This window comes from Cupriavidus respiraculi, assembly GCF_914271545.1.
In the GTDB taxonomy this organism is placed as follows: domain Bacteria; phylum Pseudomonadota; class Gammaproteobacteria; order Burkholderiales; family Burkholderiaceae; genus Cupriavidus; species Cupriavidus respiraculi.
The window spans coordinates 95,827-121,025 of sequence record NZ_CAJZAH010000009.1; the positions used below are offsets into that span (position 1 = coordinate 95,827).

13 protein-coding genes are annotated in these 25,199 nt (G+C 64.9%); 3 read left to right on the plus strand and 10 right to left on the minus strand.

Annotated elements, in window-relative coordinates; all coding sequences use genetic code 11:
* Positions 1–10: 10 nt before the first annotated feature.
* A complete protein-coding gene (locus LDO27_RS24265; protein ID WP_224044462.1) occupies positions 11–2,794 on the plus strand; it encodes a TOPRIM and DUF927 domain-containing protein in 2,784 nt (927 codons plus the stop codon).
* Positions 2,795–3,174: 380 nt separating this feature from the next.
* On the opposite strand, the gene LDO27_RS24270 is transcribed toward LDO27_RS24265, so the two are convergent.
* The 6 genes from LDO27_RS24270 to LDO27_RS24295 form a co-directional block, all read right to left on the minus strand.
* Positions 3,175–3,924 (minus strand): hypothetical protein, encoded by a 750-nt coding sequence (locus LDO27_RS24270; RefSeq protein ID WP_224044463.1) that lies wholly within the window; start codon positions 3,922–3,924, stop codon positions 3,175–3,177.
* Positions 3,925–4,091: 167 nt separating this feature from the next.
* Complete coding sequence (locus LDO27_RS24275) at positions 4,092–4,814, minus strand: M48 family metallopeptidase (RefSeq protein WP_224044464.1); 723 nt, start codon at positions 4,812–4,814, stop codon at positions 4,092–4,094.
* Entirely contained in the window at positions 4,811–7,921 is a 3,111-nt protein-coding gene (locus LDO27_RS24280) for a type I restriction endonuclease subunit R (RefSeq protein ID WP_224044465.1), read from the minus strand. Before LDO27_RS24280 ends, LDO27_RS24275 begins: the two co-directional genes overlap by 4 nt.
* Positions 7,914–9,059, minus strand: a complete 1,146-nt coding sequence (locus LDO27_RS24285) for a restriction endonuclease subunit S (RefSeq protein WP_224044466.1) — start codon at positions 9,057–9,059, stop codon at positions 7,914–7,916. Before LDO27_RS24285 ends, LDO27_RS24280 begins: the two co-directional genes overlap by 8 nt.
* Entirely contained in the window at positions 9,059–11,473 is a 2,415-nt protein-coding gene (locus LDO27_RS24290) for a type I restriction-modification system subunit M (RefSeq protein ID WP_224044467.1), read from the minus strand. Before LDO27_RS24290 ends, LDO27_RS24285 begins: the two co-directional genes overlap by 1 nt.
* Positions 11,474–11,813: 340 nt before the next feature.
* Positions 11,814–14,327: a hypothetical protein gene (locus tag LDO27_RS24295; protein ID WP_224044468.1), complete on the minus strand. Its 2,514-nt coding sequence runs from the start codon at positions 14,325–14,327 to the stop codon at positions 11,814–11,816.
* A 546-nt stretch (positions 14,328–14,873) separates the two neighbouring features.
* On the opposite strand from LDO27_RS24295, the gene LDO27_RS24300 reads away from it, so the two are divergent.
* Positions 14,874–19,028: a CheR family methyltransferase gene (locus LDO27_RS24300; RefSeq protein WP_224044469.1), complete on the plus strand. Its 4,155-nt coding sequence runs from the start codon at positions 14,874–14,876 to the stop codon at positions 19,026–19,028.
* A 32-nt stretch (positions 19,029–19,060) separates the two neighbouring features.
* Here the strand turns inward: LDO27_RS24300 and LDO27_RS24305 are convergent, their stop codons facing one another.
* From LDO27_RS24305 to LDO27_RS24320, 4 genes are read right to left on the minus strand one after another with little or no spacing between them, the layout of a single operon-like run.
* Entirely contained in the window at positions 19,061–20,191 is a 1,131-nt protein-coding gene (locus tag LDO27_RS24305; RefSeq protein ID WP_224044471.1) for a hybrid sensor histidine kinase/response regulator, read from the minus strand.
* Positions 20,192–20,198: 7 nt separating this feature from the next.
* Positions 20,199–20,846 (minus strand): chemotaxis protein CheB, encoded by a 648-nt coding sequence (locus LDO27_RS24310; protein WP_224044473.1) that lies wholly within the window; start codon positions 20,844–20,846, stop codon positions 20,199–20,201.
* A complete protein-coding gene (locus LDO27_RS24315) occupies positions 20,843–21,703 on the minus strand; it encodes a CheR family methyltransferase (protein WP_222203211.1) in 861 nt (286 codons plus the stop codon). Before LDO27_RS24315 ends, LDO27_RS24310 begins: the two co-directional genes overlap by 4 nt.
* Positions 21,685–24,840 carry a hybrid sensor histidine kinase/response regulator gene (locus LDO27_RS24320; RefSeq protein ID WP_222203212.1) on the minus strand — a complete coding sequence of 1,052 codons (3,156 nt, stop codon included), beginning with the start codon at positions 24,838–24,840 and terminating at the stop codon, positions 21,685–21,687. The genes LDO27_RS24315 and LDO27_RS24320 overlap by 19 nt, the downstream gene beginning before the upstream one ends.
* Before the next feature lie 236 nt (positions 24,841–25,076).
* Here LDO27_RS24320 and LDO27_RS25605 point away from each other — a divergent pair, with 236 nt between their 5' ends.
* Positions 25,077–25,199, plus strand: a complete 123-nt coding sequence (locus LDO27_RS25605; RefSeq protein WP_290368855.1) for a hypothetical protein — start codon at positions 25,077–25,079, stop codon at positions 25,197–25,199.

The following is a 25,199-nucleotide window of genomic DNA, read 5'->3' on the forward strand; positions in this document are numbered from 1 at the left end:
GGGGAAGGCAATGACGATCGCTTCCCAAGATGCTCGGATGGTAAGCGCGGTTCAGCCGGTCTACCGGCGCTTGACCGCGGGCACGACTTCCGACGACCTTTACACCGGATTGGCTCGCGCCTGCGCTTCGGTTGGAATCGAATGCCGGGATGTGCCCGCCGACGGGCGGTGGCACCGAACTGATGTACTCGGCGACCATAAGGGCAAAGGCGACGGCTCCATCCGGCTGTTTCCGGATGGCACTGGCGGTACGGTTTGCAACTGGAAGGGCGAAACCGAAACCTTCTTCGCCGATGCCGACCGCAACGTCCCAGCGGATCAGATCGCCGAGCGCAAGCGGCTCGCCGAGCGCGCTATGGCAGAGGTAGAAGCTGAGCGCGCCCGGAAGGCGGCTCATGCCGCCGAGGTGGCCGGAATTGTTGTTCGCGCCGCCACGGACGCGAATCCCGACCACCCGTACCTGATGCGGAAGGTTGTCGCGCCGTCGGGCAATCTGTATGAATTGGACGTCCAACGCCTTGCCGATCATCTTGGTTATTACCCCAAGTCCTGTGGGGAGCCTTTGGTCGGGCGGATCCTGATCGCCCCGGTTTGCATCGATGACCGCTTGGCAACCCTGGAGATGATCGACGAGAACGGTCGGAAGTCGGCCTTGTATGGTGGCCCGAAGGCGGGCGGGTACTGGTGCGCCAGTCCTCTCCAAGTCCAAGAAGGCCCTGCCGTCGTCTTGATCAGTGAGGGCGTTGCAACTGCGATCTCTCTGCACGAGGCGACCGGCCATCAAAGCGTGGCCGCGCTGTCCTGCGCCAACCTGGTCCGGGTGGCAGAGGCAGTGCGGGCCAAGTGCCCGAGCGCCAGGATCGTCGTCTGTGCCGACGTCGGCAACGGCTTGTCTGCTGCCGAACACGCCGCACGCGCGGTGCGCGGGCAGATTGCCACCCCTAACTTCGCTGGCAACGCGATGATCGAGGGCAAGCTCCCCACCGATTTCAACGATCTGCGTGCTTTGGAGGGGTTGGACGCAGTACGCGCCTCCCTCGAGACTGCGTTGGCTGGACAACCCGTCTTGTCCGTCAATGCCGACGTTGCGGAGCTGCAAGCCTATGGCGACGGGCGCTTTGAGGTGTCGGAGCGGGGCGTCTTCTACATCGGATCGGACCGAGATGGGAACGAAAAATCGCCGATGTTCTTGTGTTCCAAGCTCCGAATCATTGCCAAGACGCGCGACGCCAAGAGCGGGGCCTGGGGACGACTGCTGGAATGGCGCGATGACGACGGGGTGACGCATCGCTGGGCGATGCCTATCGATATGTTGCAGGGCGATGGGGCTGAGGTCCGGCGTGAGCTGTCCAGCCTTGGGTTGACCATCGCGCCCACCAAGGCGGCGCGCGACATGCTGGCCTCCTACATCCAGGTATGGCGGGTCGAGAGCCGCGCGCGGTGCGTGGATCGGCTGGGCTGGCATGGGACTGTCTACGTCACCGCGGATGAATCGATCGGCGAGAACGGCGAGATCGTGGTGTTCCAGAACGCCCACTCTATCGAGCCCGCTCTGTCCCAGTCCGGCTCGGTCGAAAGCTGGCGTGAATCGGTCGGCGCTTTGGCGGCTGGCAACACTCGTATCGTGTTTGCCTTGTCCGCTGCCTTTGCTGGTCCCCTCGCGGAGGTAGCCGGGGAAGATTCCGGTGGCTTCCACTTTCGAGGGGGATCGTCGTCCGGAAAGTCCACGGCACTTAAAGTTGCTTCGTCTGTCTGGGGCGAGCCTTCGGCCTACTGCCGCATGTGGCGGACCACCGCGAATGGCCTGGAAGGACTTGCGGGGCTGCACAACGATGGGCTGCTGATTCTGGATGAGCTGTCCCAGATCGACCCGAAGGAGGCGGGCGACGCCGCCTACCTCTTGGCTAATGGCCAAGGAAAAGTACGGGCCACCCGGTCGGGCGCTGCCCGTGCTGCGGCCCGCTGGCGCTTGCTGTTCTTGTCTGCCGGTGAGGAATCGTTGTGCGCGCTGATGGCTAGTGTGGGCAAGCGCGCGAACGCGGGTCAGGAGATTCGCCTTGCGGAGATCGAGGCTGACGCCGGTGCCGGAATGGGAACCTTCGAGCAGTTGCATAGCTACGGCACGCCAGCCGAACTGGCGGTCGCCTTTCAGGAAGCCACGAACCGCAACCATGGTGCCGTGGGGCTCGGTTGGTTGCAATACATTGTGGCCGACCGGCACGCGCTGTCGCGCTTGCTGCACGATGGAATGTCGGACTTCATGGCACAAGTTATCCCTGCGGGTGCGGCGGGCCAAGTGTCCCGCGTCGCACGACGTTTCGCCTTGGTGGGCATTGCTGGGGAGTTGGCGTCGGACTATGGGTTGACGGGGTGGCACAAGGGGGAAGCGGTCCAGGCGTCGAAGGCTTGCTTCCGTGCGTGGCTGGATTCCTTCGGCGGTTCGGGCAACCGCGAAGATCGCGCCATCCTTGCCCAAGTCCGGGGCTTTTTTGAAGCACACGGCGCAAGTCGGTTCGAGGACGTGAATGCCGAGCGGGAATCCCGGGTTATCAACCGAGCTGGATTCCAACGTACCAGCGCAAACGGCGGTCGCGAATTCCTGGTGCTGCCTGAGGCGTTCAAGCGGGAGGTGTGCCATGGGTTCGACAGCAAAGCCGTGACCCGTGTACTGCTCGGCTCCGGTTGGGTCATCCCTGGCGGCGATGGCAAGTCCACCCAGAAGCCCAGGCTGCCGGGAATGGGGCCGACCCGTTGCTATGTGTTCACGCAACGTATGTGGGAATGGGAAGGGTAACGGGAGCTTCACAAGCTCGCCGGTCTGTCCAAGGGGACACGGTGGGATCGAGGGGACGCCAGTGGTGACGCAGGGATCAGCGTCCCCCGCAGCCTTTCACGAAGGGGGAAAAAGGGGACGGCGCCGTTCCCTAGGCGTTCTCCGGGGGTAGCCGCCCGTCCCCTGCGTCCCCTATCCTTGCTCCCTTCGTGGGACGCTGCACAACCGTGGCGGCGGATCGCCCCCTGCGTCCCCTTGTCCCACTGAAAGAATTCGTCTGTCAGGGAAGGCACCATGCAAGCCTACAGGTCGAACGATGTTCAGGCGCCGAGCAGATCATAGGCATCGGAATGCCGCCAAGCCGGACCAGACAGCGATGTTCTATGAAGCCATCGCGATGGCTAGAGCAAATCTAGCTCGTCCGCCATCTCCGGCGACGCGACCAGGACGCAAGGCAAGACGTCCCGGGCCGTGATCCGCTCGCGCAGTACTGCCACTTGGCCGGCGCGGCCGGGGTTCACTACGGCGTCCAAGCACGCGGCAGCGGCGTGAAAATCGCCCAGTTGTCGCAACAGTTCGGCGCGCCGCAACTGCACGTCTTCCGAGAGATTCTGTTGCGCTTCAAGAAGACGCAACAAGGCGACTTGGTTCGCCGGCTCCACCAATTCGCGGATCCGGCGAGAGATGTCGTCAGGCCAGTTTCCGTTACGGCGTCGGGCATGATTAAAGTGCCACCAGAGGTAGGTTCGCAGGACGCATTCGCGGTGCCGGGCTCCATCCGCAAGGGCCTCTAGGGCGAGAATGTACCCGTCCGTATCGAGGGCCCGTCCGATCCCGTCTGGTTCTATATCAAGGTCCGCATTGACCGGAGCGGGACGCCGGCCACGCAGCAGCCGGGACATCCATCGCCGACCGTGAACTAGGGGTTCCTCTTTGCGACCAATGGAACGGATGCGTGCATCATCCAACCAATAGACATGCCCGCAGCGATAGCACCGGCGCAGCGGCACCTCCGCTGACGGCCAGCCCGACGTGTAACCATCGGACCAGCGCACTTGCCAGAAGTCATTAACGCTGAGGTATTGGCGCACTCGCGTGCCAAGGTTACAGGCGGGGCAATTGAAGATGCTCGGTTCGCCTAGACGGGTCATCCCGATCTCCGCGTTGGAAACATCATGCAATCTACGCTCGGTCGTCCGGGTAGTGCTACTGGGTCGGGACAATTTTTCTGGCGTAGTCCTGCAGGTACGCAAGCGGGTACGCAAGTCGGTACGCATGCCAGCACACGTATGTCACTCCTGAATCTTCCGACGGAATTTCACCGTTTGCTATCCCAAGACTCGGCCGCCAACGGCAGCTCATTCAGCTCCGCGCGAGCGTCCCGCCAGCTCGGATAGTGTTTGTCCAGCAGGTCAATGAAACGCGAACTATGCGTCGGCTCGATCAGGTGCAGCATCTCATGCACCACGACGTACTCCAGCAGGTCCTTGGGCTTCTTGACCAATTCGGTGTTCAAGCGGATCGTGCCGGTGCGGTGATTACAGCCGCCCCACTTTGTCTTCATACGCTGCAGAAAATAAGCGGATACCGACACCCCTAGCACCGGCTGCCATTTCTCGATGAGCGCTGGAATCGTCTGGTGCAACAAGGCACGATGCCAATCGCGGACAACCGCCTCGCGTTCTTCCGGCGAACTACCAGGGCGAACTACCAAGGTGATGCGCCGATGATCCAGCTTTACTTGGGGCCTGGCCTCCAACTCCTCCACTGAAAGCAGGTAGCGCCGCCCCCAAAGATAATGGCTCTCCCGCTCCACATACTGTCGTGGCGTTTCCCTGGCTTGGGCCTGGAGCCTTGCCTGTTGGGCCCGAATCCATCCGAGCTTGGAGATGGCATAGGAGCGGGCTACTTCCAAGCGCGTGCTAAGCGGTGCCACAAGGGTGACGTGACCAGCAGGCGGATGCACGGAGAGGTGTACGTTCTTGACCACCTTGCGCGTTACTTCGATGGTCAGCTCACCGAGCTGGATAATCTCGGTCACAGATAACCTTGCTGGTTTTTGATGATCTCGAACATCGCTCTGGTCGCCGTACGGTCCCGTTTGAAGAGCGGGAACAGCGCGTTCAGCACCTGGGCACCGCGCGGGCCCTCGGCGTCCTCCTGCCAACCGGCGGGGGCGTGCTCGCGGATGGCCATGTCGATCTGGAGGGCCAGTTCCGCTTTGCCGTCGTCATCGGCAGGGCAGTCAAAGTGCTCGGTGGCGATCGACGCCAGGTTGTTGAAGAGCACCGTGGCTTCCCGGTTGCCGTGCAAGACTGTCGGCACGTCAACTTGCGGCTGCTTCGCGGCGAGCTTGCGCACCAGTTCCTCGGCCTTGCGTAGGAATTCCTCATAGGCTTGTGCATCGTCCCGGCTTTGCTTGATCAGGTCGTCCAGCAGCTTAGACATGTGATCGTAAAACTTCGGATCCGTCAGATGGTCGCGGATGATGGTTTTGCGGACGTTGTTGATGATGCCTTCGGCGATGGCATTCTTGGTCAGCTTGCCTTTCTCATTCAGCTTCCTGGCGATAGCGTCGTGGATGCCAGTCTCGATGATCAGTTCCGTCAGCGACAACTCACCCAACTCCCCCAGCTCGGTAGCTGTATCGGCGTGGATGTATGTGTTGATGAGGTGGCGCATGTCCGCCTCGTAGGGCTTGATGTCAAGCTCCTCCCCCGAGTGCTTCTTAATGGCAGCACGGATATCGGTGTAGAACTCGACCTCATGCCGTAAGGCCATGGCTTCTGAATCGGTGTAGCCAGCTTCAGCCAGGTTTTGGGATACCTCGGCATAGGCCCGGGTAAACAAGGCTACCGCCTTATAGAACGACACCCGCAAAGGTTCGGTCTCGTTCAGCGCATTGGGATTGGCCGCATCGCCGCAGAAGTAGTGTAAGTACTGCTCGACCTCTTGGGGCTGGGGCACGGGCTCGCACAGGTAGTGCAGGGCTTGCTGCGCGTCCTCCAGCTGCTTTCTGCCTTCTGCCAGCGCGTCCTTTAGGTGGACGTTATTCTCGCCGCCGTTGCCAGCGTCGATGTCCAGTTCGTCGGAGCTATAGACGGCGATTGCTTGCTGCACGTCCCCGAACAGCTCCTTGTAGTCGACGATATGGCCGTAATCCTTGTCGTCGCCGTCCAGCCGGTTGGTGCGGCAGATTGCCTGGAACAGGTTGTGATCGCGAAGTTCGTTGTCGAGGTAGATGTAGGTGCAGCTGGGTGCGTCGAACCCAGTCAGCAGCTTGCTCACTACGATCAACAGCTTCAGGTTAGCCGGCTCATCCTTGAAGCGGCGCTTCACCTCATCCTCGTACTGCTTGGTCGTTTGGCCTTGCGCAAGCACATGCTTGGTGTACGTATCGAACTTGAAGCGCTCGTCGCTGTTGGCGGACTCCCGTGAAATGGCGTTATGGTTGGGCTCAAAGGAGGTGACCAAGCCGCAGTACTTCCCAAACGGCGTAGTTTGGAACAGCTGGAAGTAATGGCAGGCGTCGTATATCGAAGCAGCCACCAAAATCGCCGTGCCACGGTCGTTGTTCAAACGCGGCTTCAGTGCGAAGTCCTGAATGATGTCGGCAATGATGCGCAACTTGCGCTCTGACGCGCTCATCAGCTCCTCCATCGTCGCCCAGCGCCGACGGAGGATGGACTTCTGGAAGTTGTTAAGGTGCTTGGTCTTCTGTTCGAACCACTTGTCGATGGCGGCTCGGGACCCTAGCCGCTGGGGCACGTCCCGGGCCTCATACTTAAGGTCCAGTACCACCTTGTCGGCTACGGCTTGGTGGAACTTATAGGTGTGGATGTAGGTGCCAAACACGTCCCGCGTCATCTGCTTGTCCTTGCGCAGCAGCGGCGTGCCGGTGAAGCCGATAAAGATCGCCCCTTCTAACCAGCGCTTCATCTGCTTGTTCATACCACCGCCCTGGGTGCGATGGCATTCGTCAACAAAGACGTAGAAGCGCCCATGGACCTTGGGCGGCGCGCCTTTCAGATCGGTGGTGTCGAACTTATGGATCAGCGCGCAAAGCAGGCGCGGTGTGGTGGCACCCAGCTTCTCGATCAGCTCGGCCCGAGAGGTGATGCGCGGCGACGGACTGTCCTCGCCGATTACCCCGGCGTTACGCATGACGCCGACGATCTGCTTGTCCAGCTCATCGCGATCAGTGATGACGAAGATCCGAGCCGCCGGGTCATGTTCCAGCAGCCACTTAGCGATCAGGACCATCAGGATGCTCTTGCCGCTGCCCTGGGTGTGCCATATCACACCCCCTTCGCGCTTGGCGACCCGCTCCTGCGCTGCCTTAACACCGTGGTACTGGTGCTGCCTCGGCACCTTCTTCTGGCCAGCGTCGAAGATGATGAAGTTACGAAGCAGGTCAAGCAGACGGGGCTTGTCACATAGCTGAGTCAGTGGCCGGTCGAGTAGGCTGCCCGATTTCAGCGTCATACCCGCAGCGGGCGGTGCCTCGTCCTTCCATTCCACAAAGAATTGCTCGGGCGTGCCAGTGGTGCCATAGCGCAGCCCTTGCGAATCGCTACCGGCAAGCACGAGCTGCACTGTGCTGAAGAAGCTCTTGTTGAAGATCTCTTCTTGATTGGTGATGAGCTGACGCACGCCGTCGGCTACCTCTACCGAGCTGCGCTTGAGCTCGAGCACGGCGATCGCGACGCCGTTGATGTACAGCACGATATCCGGCCGGCGCTGGTGACCGCCCTTGAGCGTGACCTCTTCGGCCACGGCGAAGTGGTTGTTGTCCGGTGTAGTCCAGTCAATCAGGTGTACTTTGTCGTGAGGCTGACCGGCGGCCACCTGCACATCCACACCGTAGCGCAGCAACTGGTAGGTGCGTAGGTTGGCTTGGTACAGGGTAATGCCTGTCGCATCGGCTGCCGTTTCCAGCTTTTGGAGCGCGGCGGCGATGTGAGCGTCGGAGTAGCCGCGCGCCAGGAGGTTGGCTCGGAGATATTCGACCTCAATGGGGCGGTTGTTCTCCCGCTTATTCCATTCGCCCAGGTAGTCGTAGCCAAGGCAGTCCGGGCGCGACTTGTCCGTGAAGAGCGCGACGATGCGGTTCTGGGTTTTTCGTTCGGAACGCGGCTGTTCAGGCATGGACGGCCTCCGGGGCGAGCAGTCGAGTCTGGCCTGTCAGCAGTTCCTGCATCATGGCTTGCTTCAAGGCACGGGTTTTGGCGAGACGGGCTTCGAGGGCGGCCAGTTCGGCGTCCATGTCGGAGAGGACGGCTGCGATTGCAATCTGTTCAGCTTTCGATTGTGGGACCAAAACTTCGTACTCGCATAATGGCCCTTTCCCGATCTCCAGAAACGTACTGCCGCCGCATAGGCTGATAAGGCCTTGCTTTTGCCGTTGCAACAAATAGTAAAGAAAATCGACATCCGTTTCGCCGAAGGGCACAAAGTTTTTGAACCCCTGGTTTGTAGTGACAGGTGCGGTATTGATCGCACATTCCCCAATCGTAGCGCGCGACGTCATCACGACAGAATATGGCGGTATAAATTCGGCCGAGCTTGTCTTCAACCCGTGGTCCGTTATGCGCCTGCTGGTTTCACCTAAGTACTTTTTTCCTGCCAGAGCTGTTATGTCCGTAGGCGTACACCACGGAATGTCGCCACTCCATGCGGCGGCATCAGCTGTACTTGGAGTTCCACCGCTTCGTATATCTGCCATTTCTCCTAGACGCTTCGATTTCCACTCCTCCCGGAAACCCTGCAGGCGAGTTCGGCCAGTGAGAAGTTGTTGCATGGTTGCCTGCTTAAGGGCGCGCTTCTTGACGATTAGCCGGGTCAGCCCGTCGAGAAGCGCATCCACATCAGATAGCGCTTTGGCAATGGCTCGCTGTTCATCGATGTCCGGCGGAACCGACACGACTTCTTCATGCAAGTCATTGCGGTTTACTCCGGGAACGCCACTTTTTCCACTAAAGGAATGAAAGTCGAATCTCTGCAGCAGGTAATAAACGAACTTCGGATGGTTGCCATGGAACTCGCTTACATATAGGGTCGTGTTCAACGGCCAAAAAGGTCGGTCAAGATAGAACAATTCGCCGATAGTTCCATATCGACCCGTAACGACACCGGGGGCCTCGACCATTGCTACGTGGTGGCAATCCGTAATTCCAGCCGAGCTAACAAGCGGAACACCTCCAGCTTTGCGAGCTCGATGCGGTAGGTCATAGCCGCGCTGGAATGTGACTACCTTGCCTAAAGGTAACGTATGCCAATTTGTCATTACATGCCCCTTATCCGCTTGAGGTGATCCTCCACCTTGCTTGACAGCAGCGAAATGTCATTCAACAGTTGCGGCAGCGGCGTAGCGTAGCGGTCGGCTAATTCGCGAATGCGGCCGGCCAGGCTTTGGCCGACGCGGTCCAGTTCCGCTTGTAGGTCGGTGGCCAGCCGTGCCAGCCATTTGTCGTCCACCACCAGCGTCCTGATCTCATCCGCGCTCAGCTTGTCGTAGTGGTCGTGGGCTTGCCGGTCCAGCTGAGCGTCCAATTCCTTGACGGCCTTCTTGAGCTGGTTTTGCTGTTCGCAGAGCTTGAGCCATCGCTTCAACACCGCCGACTCGTCACGCGCCGCGGGGTCGGAACCGATCTCCTTGATGCGGTCCTTTACCTGTGCGGCATTGATTTTGTCGAAGCCGCCGAAAGCAGCGTCGTCGCCGCCGTGCTCCTCTTCCAGTTCGGCGATTTGGCTAATAATGGCTTCCAACTCGGCCTGCTTGGCCTCCAGTGCCTCCTGTTCCTCGGCAAAGTAGCGGGCGACGAGGTAAGGCTTGGGAATCAGGTCACAGGCCCAGCCCTTGTCCCTCGTCTTGCCTTTCTTGTCGGTTTCGACAATGCGCGACGGTTTGGCCACCCAGCCGTCGGCAGCGATCAGGTAGGCATCGTCCTGCATGGTCTCGGCCCAGTAGTCCATCAGGTGCTGATAGACATCGTATGGGTCGAGCAGAGGCGCGGCCCGGAAGGCGGCAAGGAGCGTTTCGGATACGGTGTGGATCAGAGCTTTGGGGTGGTCGCCTTGGTCAAAGCCAGTGAGGCGCGGCATAATCGCCTCGCGCCATTTGTCGAACAGCGTTTTCACCCTGCTGGTGAAGGCGGTGAATTCGGCATGGCCGAGGATGGCGGACTTTATCTCGCCCACCGGCAACTTGAGGCGGACGTAGCCTGGACGGCCCGCCGATTCAAACAAGACAGATCGCAGACCGGGCATCTGTTGCCAGTCAGCGGCAAAGGCGTCGATGTCCCGTTCCGGGATGCCGCCGTTCAGATGGGCGTCGATGTCCTGAATGTCTTCCGGCGCGCTGCTGTCGATGTAGCGCGGCAGGTTGAGGTTGAAGTCGTTCTTCGCCTCGGCGATCTCCGCGAAAGGGACCATGCGGGCGTAGCGCGGGATATCGATTTGCTGAGTGAAGGTGTCCACGATCTTGTGGATGTCCCGCTCACGCAGACGGTTCTTGTTGCCGTCCTTGATGAAGCCCTTGCTCGCATCGATTATGAACACGCCCTTGCGGGCGGCAGCATTCTCCTTATCAAGCACCAGGATGCAGGCGGGGATGCCGGTGCCGTAGAAGAGATTGGGCGGCAGGCCAATGATCCCCTTAAGAATGCCGGAGCGCACAAGCTGTTTGCGAATGGCCGCTTCAGCATTACCCCGGAACAGCACACCGTGGGGCAGGATGCAGGCAGCCTTGCCCGCGGCCTTCATGCTGCGGATGATATGAAGCAGGTAAGCGTAGTCGCCTTGCTTCGCAGGCGGCACGCCCCAGCCAAAGCGCTGGTAAGGATCATGTTCCGGCGTGAGACCAGTGCTCCAAGACTTGTCGGAAAAGGGCGGGTTGGCGACCACATAGTCGTAGGTGCGCAGCCCTTCGCCGTCCTTGAACTTGGGCGCGGCCAAGGTGTTGCCGGAAAGGATATTGGCGGTTGGAAAGTCGTGCAGGATCATGTTCATCCGCGCTAGACCAGCCGTGGTCACGTCCTTTTCCTGTCCTTCCAAGGTGATTCGCTTTCCCGCTTCAGCGGCCACCTTGAGCAGCAACGAACCGGATCCGCAGGTCGGGTCGTACGCGGTCGTGGCGGCCTTGGTGTTCTCCGGCGTGATGCCGATTACCTTGGCGATAACGCGGCTGACTTCAGCCGGAGTGTAGAACTGGCCCTTGCTCTTACCGGAGTCCTGGGCGAAGTGCCGCATCAGGTACTCGTAGGCGTCACCCAGGATATCGTCGTGCTCGGCGCGGTTCTTGGAGAAGTCCAGTCCCGGCTTCTGGAAGATGTCGATCAAATTGGAAAGCCGGTCCACCATGGCCTGGCCTTCGCCCAGCTTGTTAGGGTCGTTGAAGTCTGGGAAATCGCTGCGCGCCAGCCGGCTGTTGGCGTCAATTAGTGGCTGAATGATCGTCGTATTGATCTTGTCGCCAATGTCGGCCTTGCCCTTGAGCGACACCATGTCCTTGAAACTGGCGCCCTTGGGGATCACAACGGGTGGGGCGAACTCGTCACTGTCAGCGTACTTGTCGCTGATGTACTTGATGAAGAGCATGAAAAGGACGTAGTCCTTGTACTGGCTAGCGTCCATGCCGCCACGGAGCTCATCACAGGAAGCCCAAAGGGAAGAGTACAGATCGGATTTCTTCAGTGGCATGCGGTCCTGCGTGCGGAATACGACAAAAAGCAGAACTTTACCTTAGCGGCATGCCCAGGCGCGGAAGACGCGACAGCACGATCGGTCTGTTGCCCGCAAGATGAAGCCGTTCGCTTACGGCGGTTGCAGGTCCGCAGGGAGGTGCATGTTTCTCATACACAAACAAGGCCACCCCGGTGGGGGCAACTTTGGGGGCATATTGGAAGGGGCAGCATCGCAAATCCTTGTAGATAAGCGGATTTGCGTCAGTTGTTCGATAGCCCTTCGGCCACCACACACAGAAAAGGCCAGACATCCGTCTGGCCTTTTTTCATGGCGCGCTCCCGGTGCGTGGCGCGCCTCAGTGCCGCGCCTTCGTCCCGGCCGTTGCGCCGCGGCCTCGCGCGGCTTCCAGTTGATGGGGATAGAGGGCGCTGCGGTCCTCCGGCGGAACCGCGCGCCAGCGCGCGTCGAACTCCCGCGCCGCCTTCTCGTACTCCGCCTGGCGCGGCTCCCCGTATCGCGATGGCTCCAGAAACCACGGCGCCGCCAGGGCCAGCCCCCGTGCGATCCGTTGTTCCGGCAGCGTCATGATGGCGTGCCATAGCGCTTCCCGGGCGGGGTCGAAGTGCCGTGTGCCGTATCCCATATCGAGACGGCGCTCCAGGCGTTCGAGCTTCACCAGCATGTCCGCCCGTTCCGCCGCGGGCAGCGTGGTCGCGACCGCGAGCGCATCGGTGTACGTCTGGGCGGAGAACTTCAGATAGCCTTCCCGGTCGACCAGCAGCGGAAACAGCGCATCGAGCGCGGCGCGGCGGATGTGTGTATCGGTTCCATCGCCGCCGATCGCTTTCCATGCCGCATCGCGGATGCGGCGGGCCAGCGCGGGGGCCGCCGGCTCCTTGCTCCACCGCGCGCGCATCTGCATGACGTCGGCAAGATGCGCGAGGCGGGCCAGCAAGTCGGCATCGTGGCTGGCATCCACTTGCGGCAGCAGATCGGCCAGCCGCGCGATCAGGCGGATGTCCACCCCCCACCCGGTGCTTGCTTCCTTGCAACGGGCGGCAAACCGGTCGGCCAATGCGCCGATGACCGAAGCCGCGGTCGCCGCATCGATCTGCCGCTGCTCGATCGCGTGGAGAACGGCATTGACCATCGACTTCGGTACCCGGGTGCCGCGATGGATGTGCAGCAGGCATTCGGCCTGCCGCGCCGCGGGCAGGGGGGCGAAGGCGGCGCGGATCGGGGCCAGCATTTCCTTGTCATACCGGTAGCGTTCGATCCAGCGTGCCATCGGCTCCAGATGGCCCATGGTCGCCAGATATTCCACCTCTTCGGCGAGGATGGGCTCCTTGACGTCGCGGAACATCTCGGCAGGGACGCCGGCAAGCAGTGCGGCGCGTTCCGCGGGCTGGAGTGCGCCGAGCCGTGGCAGCAGTTCGCTGGCCCAATTGGCCCGGTCGGGGCGATGCCGGAACAAGTCGAGGATGCGCAAGCCCGTCGCCATTTCACGCTGCGAACCGCTGCTCGTCCACAGCGTCCATAGCCGCGGCCAGTGCGCAACGCCATGCTCGGGCGTGCGCAAGTGGAAGGCGGCCAGTTCGATGGCCAGCCGCTGCTCGGGCGAGGGCCTGACCTGTTGCACCCAGCGCTCCACCTGCTCCAGCCGCATCGCGCGATCCTGCTCTGTCCGGTACGTCAAGGTGCCGAGCAGCCCCGCGATGACCGGCGTGGCATGAGAGAGCGGCCAGCCGGCGGCCATCTCGAACAGCCGGTCCCAGCCTGTCTTGCCGGGCGCCGCGGCAGAGGCATCGGCCTTTTCCCATGGCCATTGCGGATTCCGATACGACGAGGAGTGCGGCGCGTTGCGCAGCAGTTGCGACAAGACCATGGACTTCAGGGCGACGGTGCTCTTCCCGTATGCGCCGGCGCCTTCCGCCGGGGCTGCCACGACCACCTGGTCCGGCAACTCCACGGCAAAACGCAGCATGGCCTCCCAGATATCGAACCGGTACCACGATCGGTCGGCCTTGCACCATGCCAGCAGCCCCTGCACGACCTCGCCCTGGCGCGACGCCGGCACGGACGGGGACGGACCGACCCAATCGGCCGACGGCATCAGGTGCCTGGCGGCCTCCTCCTGTTGCAACTTGGTGCCGTGCTTGAGCAGCGCCAGGCATGGACCGACCCGCGAGGCGGCGGGCATGCCGCGGATCGCCTCCAGCAAGCGGGCCTCGGGCCACTCCGGCATCGGCTGATACCAGCTTCCGATGGACGCCATCGACTGCGCCAGATGCAGCAGCGCGCCGGCCGCCTGTCCGGTACGGATCAGCTCCGCATCCAGCGCCTTCAGCACCGCGCATGCGCCGGCCCTTTGCTGGGGCTCCGGCAGGGCGTGCAGCCGCTTCGCCAGCATGCCGGCGACTTCCCCTCGGGCGGTCGCGGACAGGGTTGGCCGATGGGAATCGGCCGAGGGCGGCTGCAGCCACTGTCGCACGACGCCCTGCAGCGCCGACAGGGTCGACACGCTCCGCGCCGAAGCCCTGGCGGCCTCCGGACCCTCCGCCAGGGCCGCGCACGCCTGGTGCAGTGACGCCGGCGCGGGCAGGAACGATCCGATCCGTGCGACGAGCGCATCGGGCATGGCCGGCAGTGTCGCCGGATGAAGCTCCCTGTCCCGGGCCGCCTCGGCGGCCCGCATCGCCTTGTGTTTGTCGCGGGCGAGCCGCTGCTGCTCTTCCCGCGCGGCCAGCGCGTAGGCGTGGCCCTCCATTTCGGCGCGCTCGCGCCCGGCCAGTTCCCATCGGTCGCCGCCGGGCCGCCCAAGCGCGCTGCGGACCCGGTACAGCACGCCGGCAAGCACGTCCGCCAGCATCGTCTGCCACCGCGACAGCGCGCCGCCGGCGGTCGCGCGCGGCGCGGGTCCCGGGTGCGAGGCGGCAGAGCGGGCGAACGGCTGGTCCGGGGATCGCAGCCGCTCCGCGAAAAACCGGTCGCCGGCCATCGTGACCTTCACCGCGCAGGACTGGCGAAAGCGGAAGACCCCGACCACCCGCTCCACGCGCGCCCCCTGCGGCCCGTCCGCCACGGCGGATGAAGCGGCATCGGGTCGCGCGCGAAAGCTGGCGCTCGCCTGGGCGTCGTAGGCGTACGTTGCAGTGTCTGGCATGGCAGGGGAAGACAGGAAAGACGTGGGCCCATTGTGCAAGCGCGGGGCTTCGGCTGGCTTCCGCCAAAAATCGCGCTTTAATGTTTAAGTGGCGCCGAGAACCGCCCTTTGCGGATGCCGTTGCGAAGATCCAGGGCCGCCGCAGGCTCCGTGCGGCTGCGGGGCAGCGGCTGCTGCCGCCCGCGTTCCTCTGTCATGCGCCAAACCCCAGGCGTACCATAGCGGGATCACGTGCCTCCCACTTCCCATCCCATGAACGACCAAAGCCAGCCGTCCCCACCGCCCGAGCCTGGCGCCGCACCGATTCCCAGCAGCCTGGATTTCCCGGTGGTCGGCATCGGCGCGTCGGCGGGCGGACTGCAGGCGCTGCTGCGATTCTTCGAGCAGATGCCGGCGCAGAGCGGCATGGCGTTCGTGATCATCCTGCATCTGTCGCCGCGCCACGAGAGCAACGTGGCCTCGATCCTGCAGAACGCCACGCGCCTGCGCGTGACACAGGTCAACTCCCCGACGCCCATCGAGAAGAACCACGTCTACGTCATTTCCCCGAGCAAGGACCTGACCATGGTGGATGGGTATCTTCGGGTGGACGAGGCCAGGCGACCGAAGGGCCGCCATGTCGCCATCGATCTGTTCTTCCGCACGCTGGCCGACGCACACCAGCATCGCGCCTTCGCCATCGTGCTGTCCGGCACCGGCTCGGACGGTGCGGTAGGGCTGGCGCGCGTCAAGGAGTTCGGCGGCGTCACCATGGCGCAGTTGCCCGACGATGCCGAGTACGACGGCATGCCGCGCAGCGCCATTGCCACCAATGCGGTCGACGTGGTGTTGCCCGTAGCGGACATGCCGCAGAAGCTGTTGGCACTGTGGGACAACGCCTCCCGCATCGAGATGCCCGAGCCCGGCGACGACGGCACGCCGGCCCACGTGCCGCCGACCCCCGAGCGCAGCCGGGCCGCCGAAGACGCGCTGCACGACGTGATCGCCATGCTGCGCAACCGCACGGGCCACGACTTCCGCCACTACAAGCGCGCCACGGTGCTGCGCCGGCTCGAACGCCGCATGCAGGTCAACGCCGTGCCCGACCTGGGGGCGTATCGGGAACTGCTGCAGTCGAATCTGAACGAAACGCCCGCCCTGTTGCGCGACATGCTGATTGGCGTCACCAACTTCTTCCGCGATCGCGAATCGTTCGAGGCGATCGAGCGCGATATCGTGCCGCTGCTGTTCGAAGACAAGCCGGCCGGGGAGCAGGTGCGCGCGTGGGCGGCTGGCTGCTCGACGGGCGAGGAAGCCTATTCGATTGCCATGCTGCTGTGCGAGTACGCCGACACGCTGAGCCAGCCGCCGGGCGTGCAGGTGTTCGCCACGGATATCGACGACACGGCCATCGGCGTGGGCCGGGCCGGCAGCTATCCGGAATCCATCATCACCGATGTCACGCCAGCGCGGCTGCGCCAGTTCTTCACCAAGGAGGGGGCGTACTACCGCGTCAAGAAGCCGCTGCGCGACCACGTGCTGTTCGCCGCGCACAACGTACTGCGCGACCCACCGTTCTCGCGGCTGGATCTGGTGAGCTGCCGCAACCTGTTGATCTATCTGGACCGGGAGGTGCAGGCCGAAGTGCTGGAGATGTTCCACTTCGCGTTGCGCCCCGGCGGCTTCCTGTTTCTGGGCAGTTCGGAATCCGCCGACTCGGCGGCGAAGTATTTCGAGCCGGTCGACAAGAAGAACCGCATCTTCCGCGCCAAGCCGGTGTCGCGTTCCTCGCGCTACGCCGCCACGCTGCCGCTGGGCACCGAGCTGCGGCCGCTGGGGGGCAACCTGAGCATGCCGCGCGCGCCCGAGCGCCGCCGCTCCTCGTTCGCCGAAATGCACCAGCGCGTGCTCGAGCAATATGCGCCGCCCAGCGTCATCATCGACTACGAGTCCAACATCATCCATATGTCGGACCGGGCCGGCCGCTTTCTGCGCTACATCGGCGGCGAGCCGTCGCACAACCTCGTTGCGCTGGTGTACCCGGAGCTGCGCCTGGAGCTGCGCACGGCCCTGTACCAGGCGATGCAGACCAGCAAGAGCGTCGAGGCCCGCCGCACGCGCATCGAGCGCGAGGGCAGGACGTTCTACGTCAACATGACGGCGCGCCCGTTCCGCGATCCCGACGGCGGCGCGGAGTTCGTGCTGGTGCTGTTCGACGAGGTGGAAGACACGCTCAGCCACGAAAGCAAGACCGTGGCGGGCGAGGACTCGATGCTGGCCCAGCTGGAGTCCGAGCTGCAGCGGACCAAGGATCAGCTGCAGACCACCATCGAGCACGCGGAGACCTCCACCGAGGAACTGAAGGCGTCCAACGAGGAGCTGCAGGCCATCAACGAGGAGCTGCGCTCGGCCACGGAGGAGCTGGAGACCAGCAAGGAAGAGCTGCAGTCGATCAACGAGGAGCTGATCACCGTCAACCACGAACTGAAGATGAAGGTCGAGGAAACGGGCAAGATCAACGACGACCTGCAGAACCTGATCGCTTCGACCGACATCGCCACGATCTTCGTGGACAGCGCGCTGCGCATCAAGCGCTATACGCCGCGCGCGGTCGACATCTTCAGCATCATCCCGTCGGATGTGGGCCGCTCGCTGCTCGATATCACGCACCGGCTGGACTACGCGAAGCTGGCCGACGACGTGGCCGAGACATTTACCTCGCTGCGCATGATCGAGCGCGAGGTGACCGGCAACGACGAGCGCTGGTACATCGCCCGCCTGCTCCCGTACCGCACCACGGAGGATCGCATCGAGGGTGCGGTGCTGACCTTCATCGACATCACCGGGCGCCGCCGCGCGGAGGAGCGCCTGCGCGCGGGCGAGGAGCGCGTCAGTTTCGTACTGGAGAGCACCAAGGACTACGCCATCATCACGATGGACCCGTCGGGGCTCGTCACCACGTGGAACAAGGGGGCCGAGCGCATGTTCGGGTACACCGAGGAAGAGATGCTCGGGGTGCCGGGCTCCATCATCTTCACCCCGGAGGACCTGGCCGCGGGGGCGCACATCGAGGAGATGCGGCGCGCGCGCGAGGACGGCCGTGCCGAGGACGAGCGCTGGCACATGCACCGCGACGGCACACGGCTGTTCTGCAGCGGGGTGATGACGCCGCTGTCGCACGGTGCGGTGCGCGGCTATGCCAAGATCGCGCGCGATGCCACGGGCGGCAAGCGCGCGGAAAACGAGCGCGAGACGCAGCTGCAGGCGCAGCGCGAGATGAGCGCCAAGGCCCAGGCGGCCAACCAGCTCAAGGATGAGTTCCTGGCGATCATGTCGCACGAGCTCAAGCATCCGCTGAACCTGATCCACGTCAACGCCGAGATACTGAGCCGCCTGCCGGCGGTGCAGACGACCGGCACGGCCGTGCGCGCGACCGAGACGATCCAGCGCGCGGTGATGGGCCAGGCCAAGATCATCGACGACCTGCTGGATTTCTCGCGGGTGCACACCGGCAAGCTTGCGCTGCGGCGCACCGCCGTGGACGTGGTGCGGGTACTGGAGGCGATCGTCGAGGCGCTGCGCCGCGACGGCGAGGAAAGCGGCGTGGCGGTGCGGCTGGAGTGCACGGACGAGCCGCTGTGGATCCACGCCGATGCGGTGCGCGTCGAACAGATCATCTGGAACCTTGCCAGCAACGCGCTGAAGTTCACCCCGCGCGGCGGCACGGTCGTGCTGTCGCTGCGCGCCGAGGACGGGATGGCGCGGGTCGATGTGGTGGACAACGGCATGGGCATCGTGCCCGAGAGCCTGCCCCATATTTTCGACATGTTCGCGCAGAGCACGGCGGCCAAACTGGCTGGCAAGGCGGGCCTGGGCATCGGGCTGGCACTGGTCAAGGAGCTGACCGCGCTGCACGGCGGCAGCGTCGAGGCGTCGTCGGAGGGGCCCGGGCGCGGTGCGCGCTTCACGGTGTGGCTGCCGCTCGATGCGCCGGCGGCGATGCCGGCCAAGGAGGCACCGACGCAGGGCGTGCTCCAGGGCGTGCGGGTGCTGCTGGTCGACGACACCGAAGACACGCTGGAGGCGTTCGGCGACCTGCTGGCCATCGAGGGCGCGGTGGTGACCACCGCCAGCAACGCGTACAAGGCGCTGGAAATCGCACGGGGCGAAGACTTCGACGTGGTGCTGTCCGATATCGGCATGCCGGACATGGACGGTTGCCAGTTTCTCGAAACCCTGCGCCGCGAGCCGCGCGGCGCCACCGTGCCGGCCGTCGCGCTGACCGGCTATGGCCGCCCCAATGACGTCAGGCGCGTGATGGAAGCCGGCTTCAATGCGCATATCAGCAAGCCCGTGACGCTGTCCGAGCTGCTGAGCGTGCTGCAGGGGATCGGCGTGGGCGCCGCGCCGGTGCGCACCGCCGAATAGCGTCGGGGCGGACCAGTCCCGCGGCGCTGCGGCTATTCCTGCATGACGGCCCCGGCCGCTTCGCGGGGCAGCGTGATCGTGAAGCGGGTGCCGTGCTCGGGCGTCGAATCCACGCGGATCTGGCCGCCGTGCAGCGTCACCAGCTCGCGGGCGATATAGAGTCCCAGTCCCAGTCCGTCCGCGCTGCCGCCGGAGCGGCCCGAGCGGAAGGCGTCGAAGATATGCGGCAGCACGTCGGCGGGGATGACGCCGCCGTTGCGCACCGCGATCAGCAGCCGGGCCGGATGCGCGCCGTCCACCTGCACCTCGATCGGTGCGCCCGGTGCGCCGTGCTGCAGTGCATTGCCCACAAGGTTCGACAGTGCCTGCGACAGCAGGTCGGCATCGATCGCCGCCGTCGTCACGCCCTCGCAGGCGAGCGTGATGCGCGAGGCGGTGCCGTCGTGCGGGGCCTCGCGCCGGCTCTCGTGCTCGTCGATGATGGCCACGCACAGCTCGCGCACATCGGCCTGCCGCGGCGACAGTTGCACCCGCCCGCCGTGCAGCCGGGCGATATGCATCAGCTGATCGACCATGCGCACCATGCGCTGGCTGCTGCGTCGGATGCGGTCGGTGGCGGGGGCCAGCTTCTCTTCGCCGCCGAAGCGCTCCAGAAACGAGGTGGAAGCCAGGATGGCGGACAGCGGCGTGCGCAGGTCGTGCGCCAGCACGGCCATCAGCATCTCGTTGGCCTTGAGCAGGCGCTGGGTGGTTTCGAGCTGTTCGGCCAGCAACTGTTTCTGGCGCGCCAGCTGCACGAAGACGTCGACCTTGGCCGCGAGGATCGTGGCGTCGATGGGCTTGTACAGGAAGTCCACCGCGCCGGCGGCGTAGCCGCGGAAAGTGCGCTGCATGTCTCGCCCGGCGGCGGTCAGGAACAGGATGGGGATATGCCGCGTGCGGGCGCTGCCGCGCATCAGCTCGGCCAGCTCGAAGCCGTCCATCTCCGGCATGTGCACGTCCAGGATCGCCAGCCCGAACTCGTGCTCCAGCAGCAGTTCCAGCGCGCGCTGCCCCGAGCCGGCGTGCACGATGTCGATGTCGGGCCGGTCCAGTACCGCATCCAGCGCGGCGAGATTGCCCGGGATGTCGTCGACGGCTAGGATCTTGACGGGTTTTGCCATGTCTTGTTCACAGGTCGGCTTGCCGCAGGCGGCTGCCGATATCTTCGATAGTCAGTATCTCGTCCACCGGCCCCCCGGCGATCGCGTGGCTCGGCATCTCGCTCGCCTGCGCCGTCTCGGGCGCCTGCACCCAGGCGCGGCCACCGCGCGCGCGGATCGCCTGCAGGCCGCGCGTGCCGTCGTCGTTGGCGCCGCTGAGCACCACGCCGAGGAGCGCGTCGTGCCAGGCCACCGCGGCCGACTCGAACAGCACGTCGATGGACGGGCGCGAGAACCGCACCGGCGGCTCCACCGACAGCGCGAAGCGCCTGCCATCGGCGTGGCTCTCGACCAGCAGGTGGTAGTCGGGCGGGGCCACGTAGACGTGACCCGGCAGCACGGGCATCTTGTCCTCGGCCTCGCGCACCGGCAGCGCACAGCGCAGGCTGAACATCTCGCTGAGCAGGCTCGGCGTGTCGGGCCGCAGATGCAGCACGATCAGCACGGAGGGGGCGAAGTCCCCCGGCAGCAGCGGCAACAGCGCGTTCAGCGCATCGATGCCGCCGGCCGAAGCGCCGATCGCCACCGCCTGCAGCGCAGCCGCCGGGCGCACGGCCGCGGTCGCGGTGCTGACACCGCTCTCGCCGCTGCCGCGGGGCCCCGGATGCGTGCTCATAGCTTGCGGTACAGCCGCTCGCTGGCGGCGGCCGGCTCGAACGCGTCGGCGTGGGCGGTGAACTGCAGGCTCTCCTTGCTGCCCAGCCCGAGGAAACCGCGCCGCACCAGCGCGTCGCGGAACAGGCCGATGGCGCGGTTCTGCAGCGCGCGGTCGAAGTAGATCAGCACGTTGCGGCAGGAGATCAGCTGCGCCTCCTGAAACACGCTGTCGGTGGCCAGGCTATGGTCGGCGAACACCGTGCGCTCGATCAGGCTGGCGTCGAACTTGGCCTTGCCATAGGCGGCATGGTAGTAGTCGGCCAGCGAGCGGCGTCCGCCGGCGAGCTGGTAGTTGCGCCCGAAGCCGCGCAGGCGGCCCGCCTCGTAGACGCCGGCGCGCGCCGCCGCCAGGGCATCGGGATTGATGTCGGTGGCATAGAAGGTGGTGCGCTCGTGCAGCCCTTCCTCGGCGAACAGGATGGCCAGCGACCACAGCTCCTCGCCGCTGCTGCATCCCGCCACCCACACCTTGACCGACGGATAGGTCTTGAGCACCGGCGCCACCTGCTCGCGGATCGCGCGGAAATAGCTTGGGTCGCGGAACATGTCGCTGACCTGCACCGTCAGGTACTGGAAGAGGCGCGAGAACAGCGCCGGCTCGCGCAGCATGCGGTCCTGCAGCTGCGACAGCGTCGCAAGGCCCAGGTCGCCCAGCGCCTGCGTCAGCCGGCGCCGCAGCGAGGCGCGCGAGTACTCCCGGAAGTCGTGCTGGTACTTGCGGAAGATCGCCTGCAGCAGCAGGTCCAGTTCCAGCTCGAAGTCCTCGTCGGACGCGGCCTGCGTGGGCGCGCCCCGGTTCAGTTCGCGTGCAGCCATACCCGGCACAGTGACAGCAGCTTGTCCACTTCGATCGGCTTGGCGATGTAGTCGTTCGCGCCGGCCAGCAGGCAGGCCTCGCGGTCGGAGGACATCGCCTTGGCGGTGAGCGCGATGATCGGCAGCGTGGCGTGCCTGGGCTGCTCGCGGATATGGCGCATCGCGGTCAGGCCGTCCATCTCCGGCATCATCACGTCCATCAGCACCAGGTCGATATCGTCGCGCCCGTCCAGCACCTCGAGCGCCTCGCGGCCGTTGCGGGCGATCTCCACGGTGGCGCCCAGCGGCTCGATGACCTTGGACAGCGCGAAGATATTGCGCGCGTCGTCCTCTACCAGCAGCAGGGTACGCCCTTCGAAGGCGTCGTCGCGGCTGCGCACCGCGCGCAGCATGCGCTGCTGCTCGGGCGGCAGCGCCGATTCCACGCTGTGCAGGAACAGGGTCACCTCGTCGAGCAGGCGCTCCGGCGAGCGGGCGCCCTTGATGATGATCGACTTCGAATAACGGCGCAGGCGCTGCTCGTCATCGGCCGACAACTGCCGGCCGGTGTAGACGATGACGGGCGGAATGGCACGGTCCGGATCGGCCGCCATCCGCTCGAGCAGGTCGTGGCCGCTGCCGTCGGGCAGCACCATGTCCATCACCACGCAGTCGAAGGGCTGCTGCTGCAGGCAGGCCAGCGCGCCGGCGACGGTGTCGGTGGTGACGATCTCCACCGCCAGCGACTGCAGCAGTGCGCGGATGCTCTCGCGCAGCACCGCGTCGTCCTCGATCACCAGCACGCGCCGCACCTGCTGGGCCATGCGCGCCTCGAGCCGGCGGATCACCGCGGCGAGGTTGTCGCGCCCGCTGGGCTTGAGCGTGTAGCCGATGGCGCCGCGGTGCAGGGCGGCCTCCGCGTGGTCGCTGACCGAGATCAGGTGGGTCGGGATGTGGCGCGTGGCCGGATCGCTCTTGAGCCAGTCGAGCAGGGTCAGGCCGGAATGGTCGGGCAGCGCCACGTCCAGCAGGATGCCGCACGGCTGGTGCTGGCGCGCCAGCGCGAGGCCCTGGTCGGCGCTGGTGGCGTGGATGCAGTCGAAGTCGAGCTCGTGCGCGAGGTCGTACAGGATGCGCGCGAAGTCGGTGTCGTCCTCGATGACCAGGATCAGCCGCTTGCCGCGCGAGCGCTGTGCGCGGTCATCGGCGATCGGCGCGGGGAAGGGGAACGGCGTGCCGCCAGCGCTAGGGGCTGGGGCAGCCGGCAGCGCGGCCTGCTGCGCCAGCCACGCGGCCGCGGACTGGGGAGCGCCCGCTGGCGCCGGCACGGGTGCCGGGCTGCCGGCGTCAAGCGCCTGCACGGCCTGCGCGCCCTCGGCGGCCTCGAACGCCACCGGCAGCACGAGGGTGAACACGCTGCCAACCCCGGGTTCGCTCGCCACCGACAGCGAGCCCTTGAGCAGGCCGGCGAGCTGGCGCGAGATCGACAGGCCCAGGCCGGTGCCGCCGAAGCGCCGGCTGGTGGTGCCGTCGGCCTGCTGGAACGCCTCGAAGATGATCTCCTGCTTGTCCTTGGGAATGCCGATGCCGGTGTCGCGGACCTCGAAGCGCACCGCGTGGTCGCCGTCGCGGGCCATCGCCAGCGTGACCTCGCCGCGCTCGGTGAACTTGAAGGCGTTGGACAGCAGATTGCGCAGGATCTGCTGCAGCCGCTGGTCGTCCGTCACGATGCTGGCCGGCACGCCCGGCGCGCGCTCGATGCGGAAGGCGACGTTGCGCTGCTCGGCGACCGGCGCGAAGGCGCGCTCCAGCGCCGAGGCGACCGTGTCCAGCGGGACCGACTCGGGCTCGACGACGATGTGCCCGGCTTCGATCTTGGACAGGTCGAGAATATCGTTGATCAGATTGAGCAGGTCGGTATTCGAGGAGTGAATGGTGGCCGCGTACCGGACCTGCTCCGGCGTCATGTTGCCTTCCTTGTTGTCCTGCAGCAGCTTGGCCAGGATCAGCGCGCTGTTCAGCGGCGTGCGCAACTCGTGCGACATATTGGCCAGGAACTCGGACTTGTATTCGTTGGAGCGCTGCAGGGCCTTGGCCGTGGCCGCCAGTTCCGCCTGGAACTGCAGCAGTTCGACCTTCTGGCTCTCCAGCTGCTGGGTGTGTTCCTCCAGCTGGACGTTGGTCTGTTCCAGTTCCGCCTGCTGGGTCTCCAGCCGCGCCTGCGAGTCCATCAGCGCGCGGCCGCGCTCTTCCAGCTCCTCGTTGGAGACGCGCAGCTCTTCCTGCTGCACCTGCATTTCCTCGGCCTGGCGCTGCGTCTGGGCCAGCAGGGCCTCGAGCCGGCCGCGATAGGCGGCGGTGCGCAGCGCGGTGCCCAGGGTCTCGGCGGTACGGCCGAGCAGTTCGGCCACGTCTTCCAGTGGGCGCGGGCTGTCGATGAAACCCAGTTCCACCACGGCCATGACCTCGCCCTCGGCCGTCAGCGGGGCCGCGACCACGGCGTTCGGCGCGGTCTTGCCCAGCGCGGAGGCGATCTGCAGGTAGTGCCCGGGCAAGGCGCCGGCGACGATGGTGCGGTTCTCGGCGGCAGCCTGTCCCACCAGCGTCTGGCCGGGGACCAGCGTCTCCGCCAGGTCGGTGGGCGCGGCCCATGCGGCCAGGCGCCGGAGCAGGCCGTCTTCGAGCAGGTACACCACGCCGGCGTGGGCGTTGGTATTGGCGGCCAGCGAGCGCAGGAAGGCCGCAGCCGCTTCGGCGGGCGTCTGGATGCCCCGGGTCTGCTGGATCACGCGCAGATGGCTCTCCTGCAGCCACGCGACGCGGCGCATGCCATTCTGGCTCTCAACGTAGCGGTACACCACCGCGGCGACGAACCACATCAGCAGGAAGCCGAAGCTGCGGTTGGCGATCGACATCATCGGATTGCCGCCCGCCGGGGACAGCAGGAAGCCGGCAATCAGCAGCGTGGTCGCCGCGCCCGCCGTGTACAGCGCGGTGATCGGGCGCGCGGCGAAGATGCACAGGCAGATCGGCACCAGATAGAACAGCCACTCGGCCAGGCCAAGCGGGGTGATCAGGTCGATCGCGAAAATCACCACGAACAACAGCGGCACAAACACGCGTTGGAGCAGATCGCTCCGCGCAAACGATTGGGGCATACGGATGGCCAATGGGTCTGACAGCGGGCGCAGTGCCGGCGCAGAAAACCGGCTGGGGACCTGCGCAAGGACACAAATGTTATCAAACTGATACCGCAGCCCGGCGAATATGTCGATTCGGCACGTCTTCCGGGGCGCTCCGCTCAGGCGCGAATCCTGCAGGTAAAAGCTGTGCCGCATGCGCGCTATGGCAGTATGGCCGCATGGCAACGCGGCGCGGCGGTGCCCGCCAGCCCATGCCCACCATGGATGGTTTTGCCAATCCGTCCGTTTTCTTCCTCGAAGGAGCAGCAAGAATGCCAATTTTTCGCCGCAGCAGCATCGCCAGCGCGCCGGTCGCCGTCGCAGGGAGCCGCTGA

What these genes read in the sequence shown, in the direction of transcription:
- LDO27_RS24290 (WP_224044467.1), bottom strand. Translation starts at nt 11,473, where the DNA reads ATGCCACTGAAGAAATCCGATCTGTACTCTTCCCTTTGGGCTTCCTGT.
- LDO27_RS24320 (WP_222203212.1), bottom strand. Translation starts at nt 24,840, where the DNA reads ATGCCCCAATCGTTTGCGCGGAGCGATCTGCTCCAACGCGTGTTTGTG.
- LDO27_RS24300 (WP_224044469.1), top strand. Translation starts at nt 14,874, where the DNA reads ATGAACGACCAAAGCCAGCCGTCCCCACCGCCCGAGCCTGGCGCCGCA.
- LDO27_RS24310 (WP_224044473.1), bottom strand. Translation starts at nt 20,846, where the DNA reads ATGAGCACGCATCCGGGGCCCCGCGGCAGCGGCGAGAGCGGTGTCAGC.
- LDO27_RS25605 (WP_290368855.1), top strand. Translation starts at nt 25,077, where the DNA reads ATGCCCACCATGGATGGTTTTGCCAATCCGTCCGTTTTCTTCCTCGAA.
- LDO27_RS24270 (WP_224044463.1), bottom strand. Translation starts at nt 3,924, where the DNA reads ATGACCCGTCTAGGCGAACCGAGCATCTTCAATTGCCCCGCCTGTAAC.
- LDO27_RS24295 (WP_224044468.1), bottom strand. Translation starts at nt 14,327, where the DNA reads ATGCTGGCGGACGTGCTTGCCGGCGTGCTGTACCGGGTCCGCAGCGCG.
- LDO27_RS24280 (WP_224044465.1), bottom strand. Translation starts at nt 7,921, where the DNA reads ATGCCTGAACAGCCGCGTTCCGAACGAAAAACCCAGAACCGCATCGTC.
- LDO27_RS24265 (WP_224044462.1), top strand. Translation starts at nt 11, where the DNA reads ATGACGATCGCTTCCCAAGATGCTCGGATGGTAAGCGCGGTTCAGCCG.
- LDO27_RS24305 (WP_224044471.1), bottom strand. Translation starts at nt 20,191, where the DNA reads ATGGCAAAACCCGTCAAGATCCTAGCCGTCGACGACATCCCGGGCAAT.
- LDO27_RS24285 (WP_224044466.1), bottom strand. Translation starts at nt 9,059, where the DNA reads ATGACAAATTGGCATACGTTACCTTTAGGCAAGGTAGTCACATTCCAG.
- LDO27_RS24315 (WP_222203211.1), bottom strand. Translation starts at nt 21,703, where the DNA reads ATGGCTGCACGCGAACTGAACCGGGGCGCGCCCACGCAGGCCGCGTCC.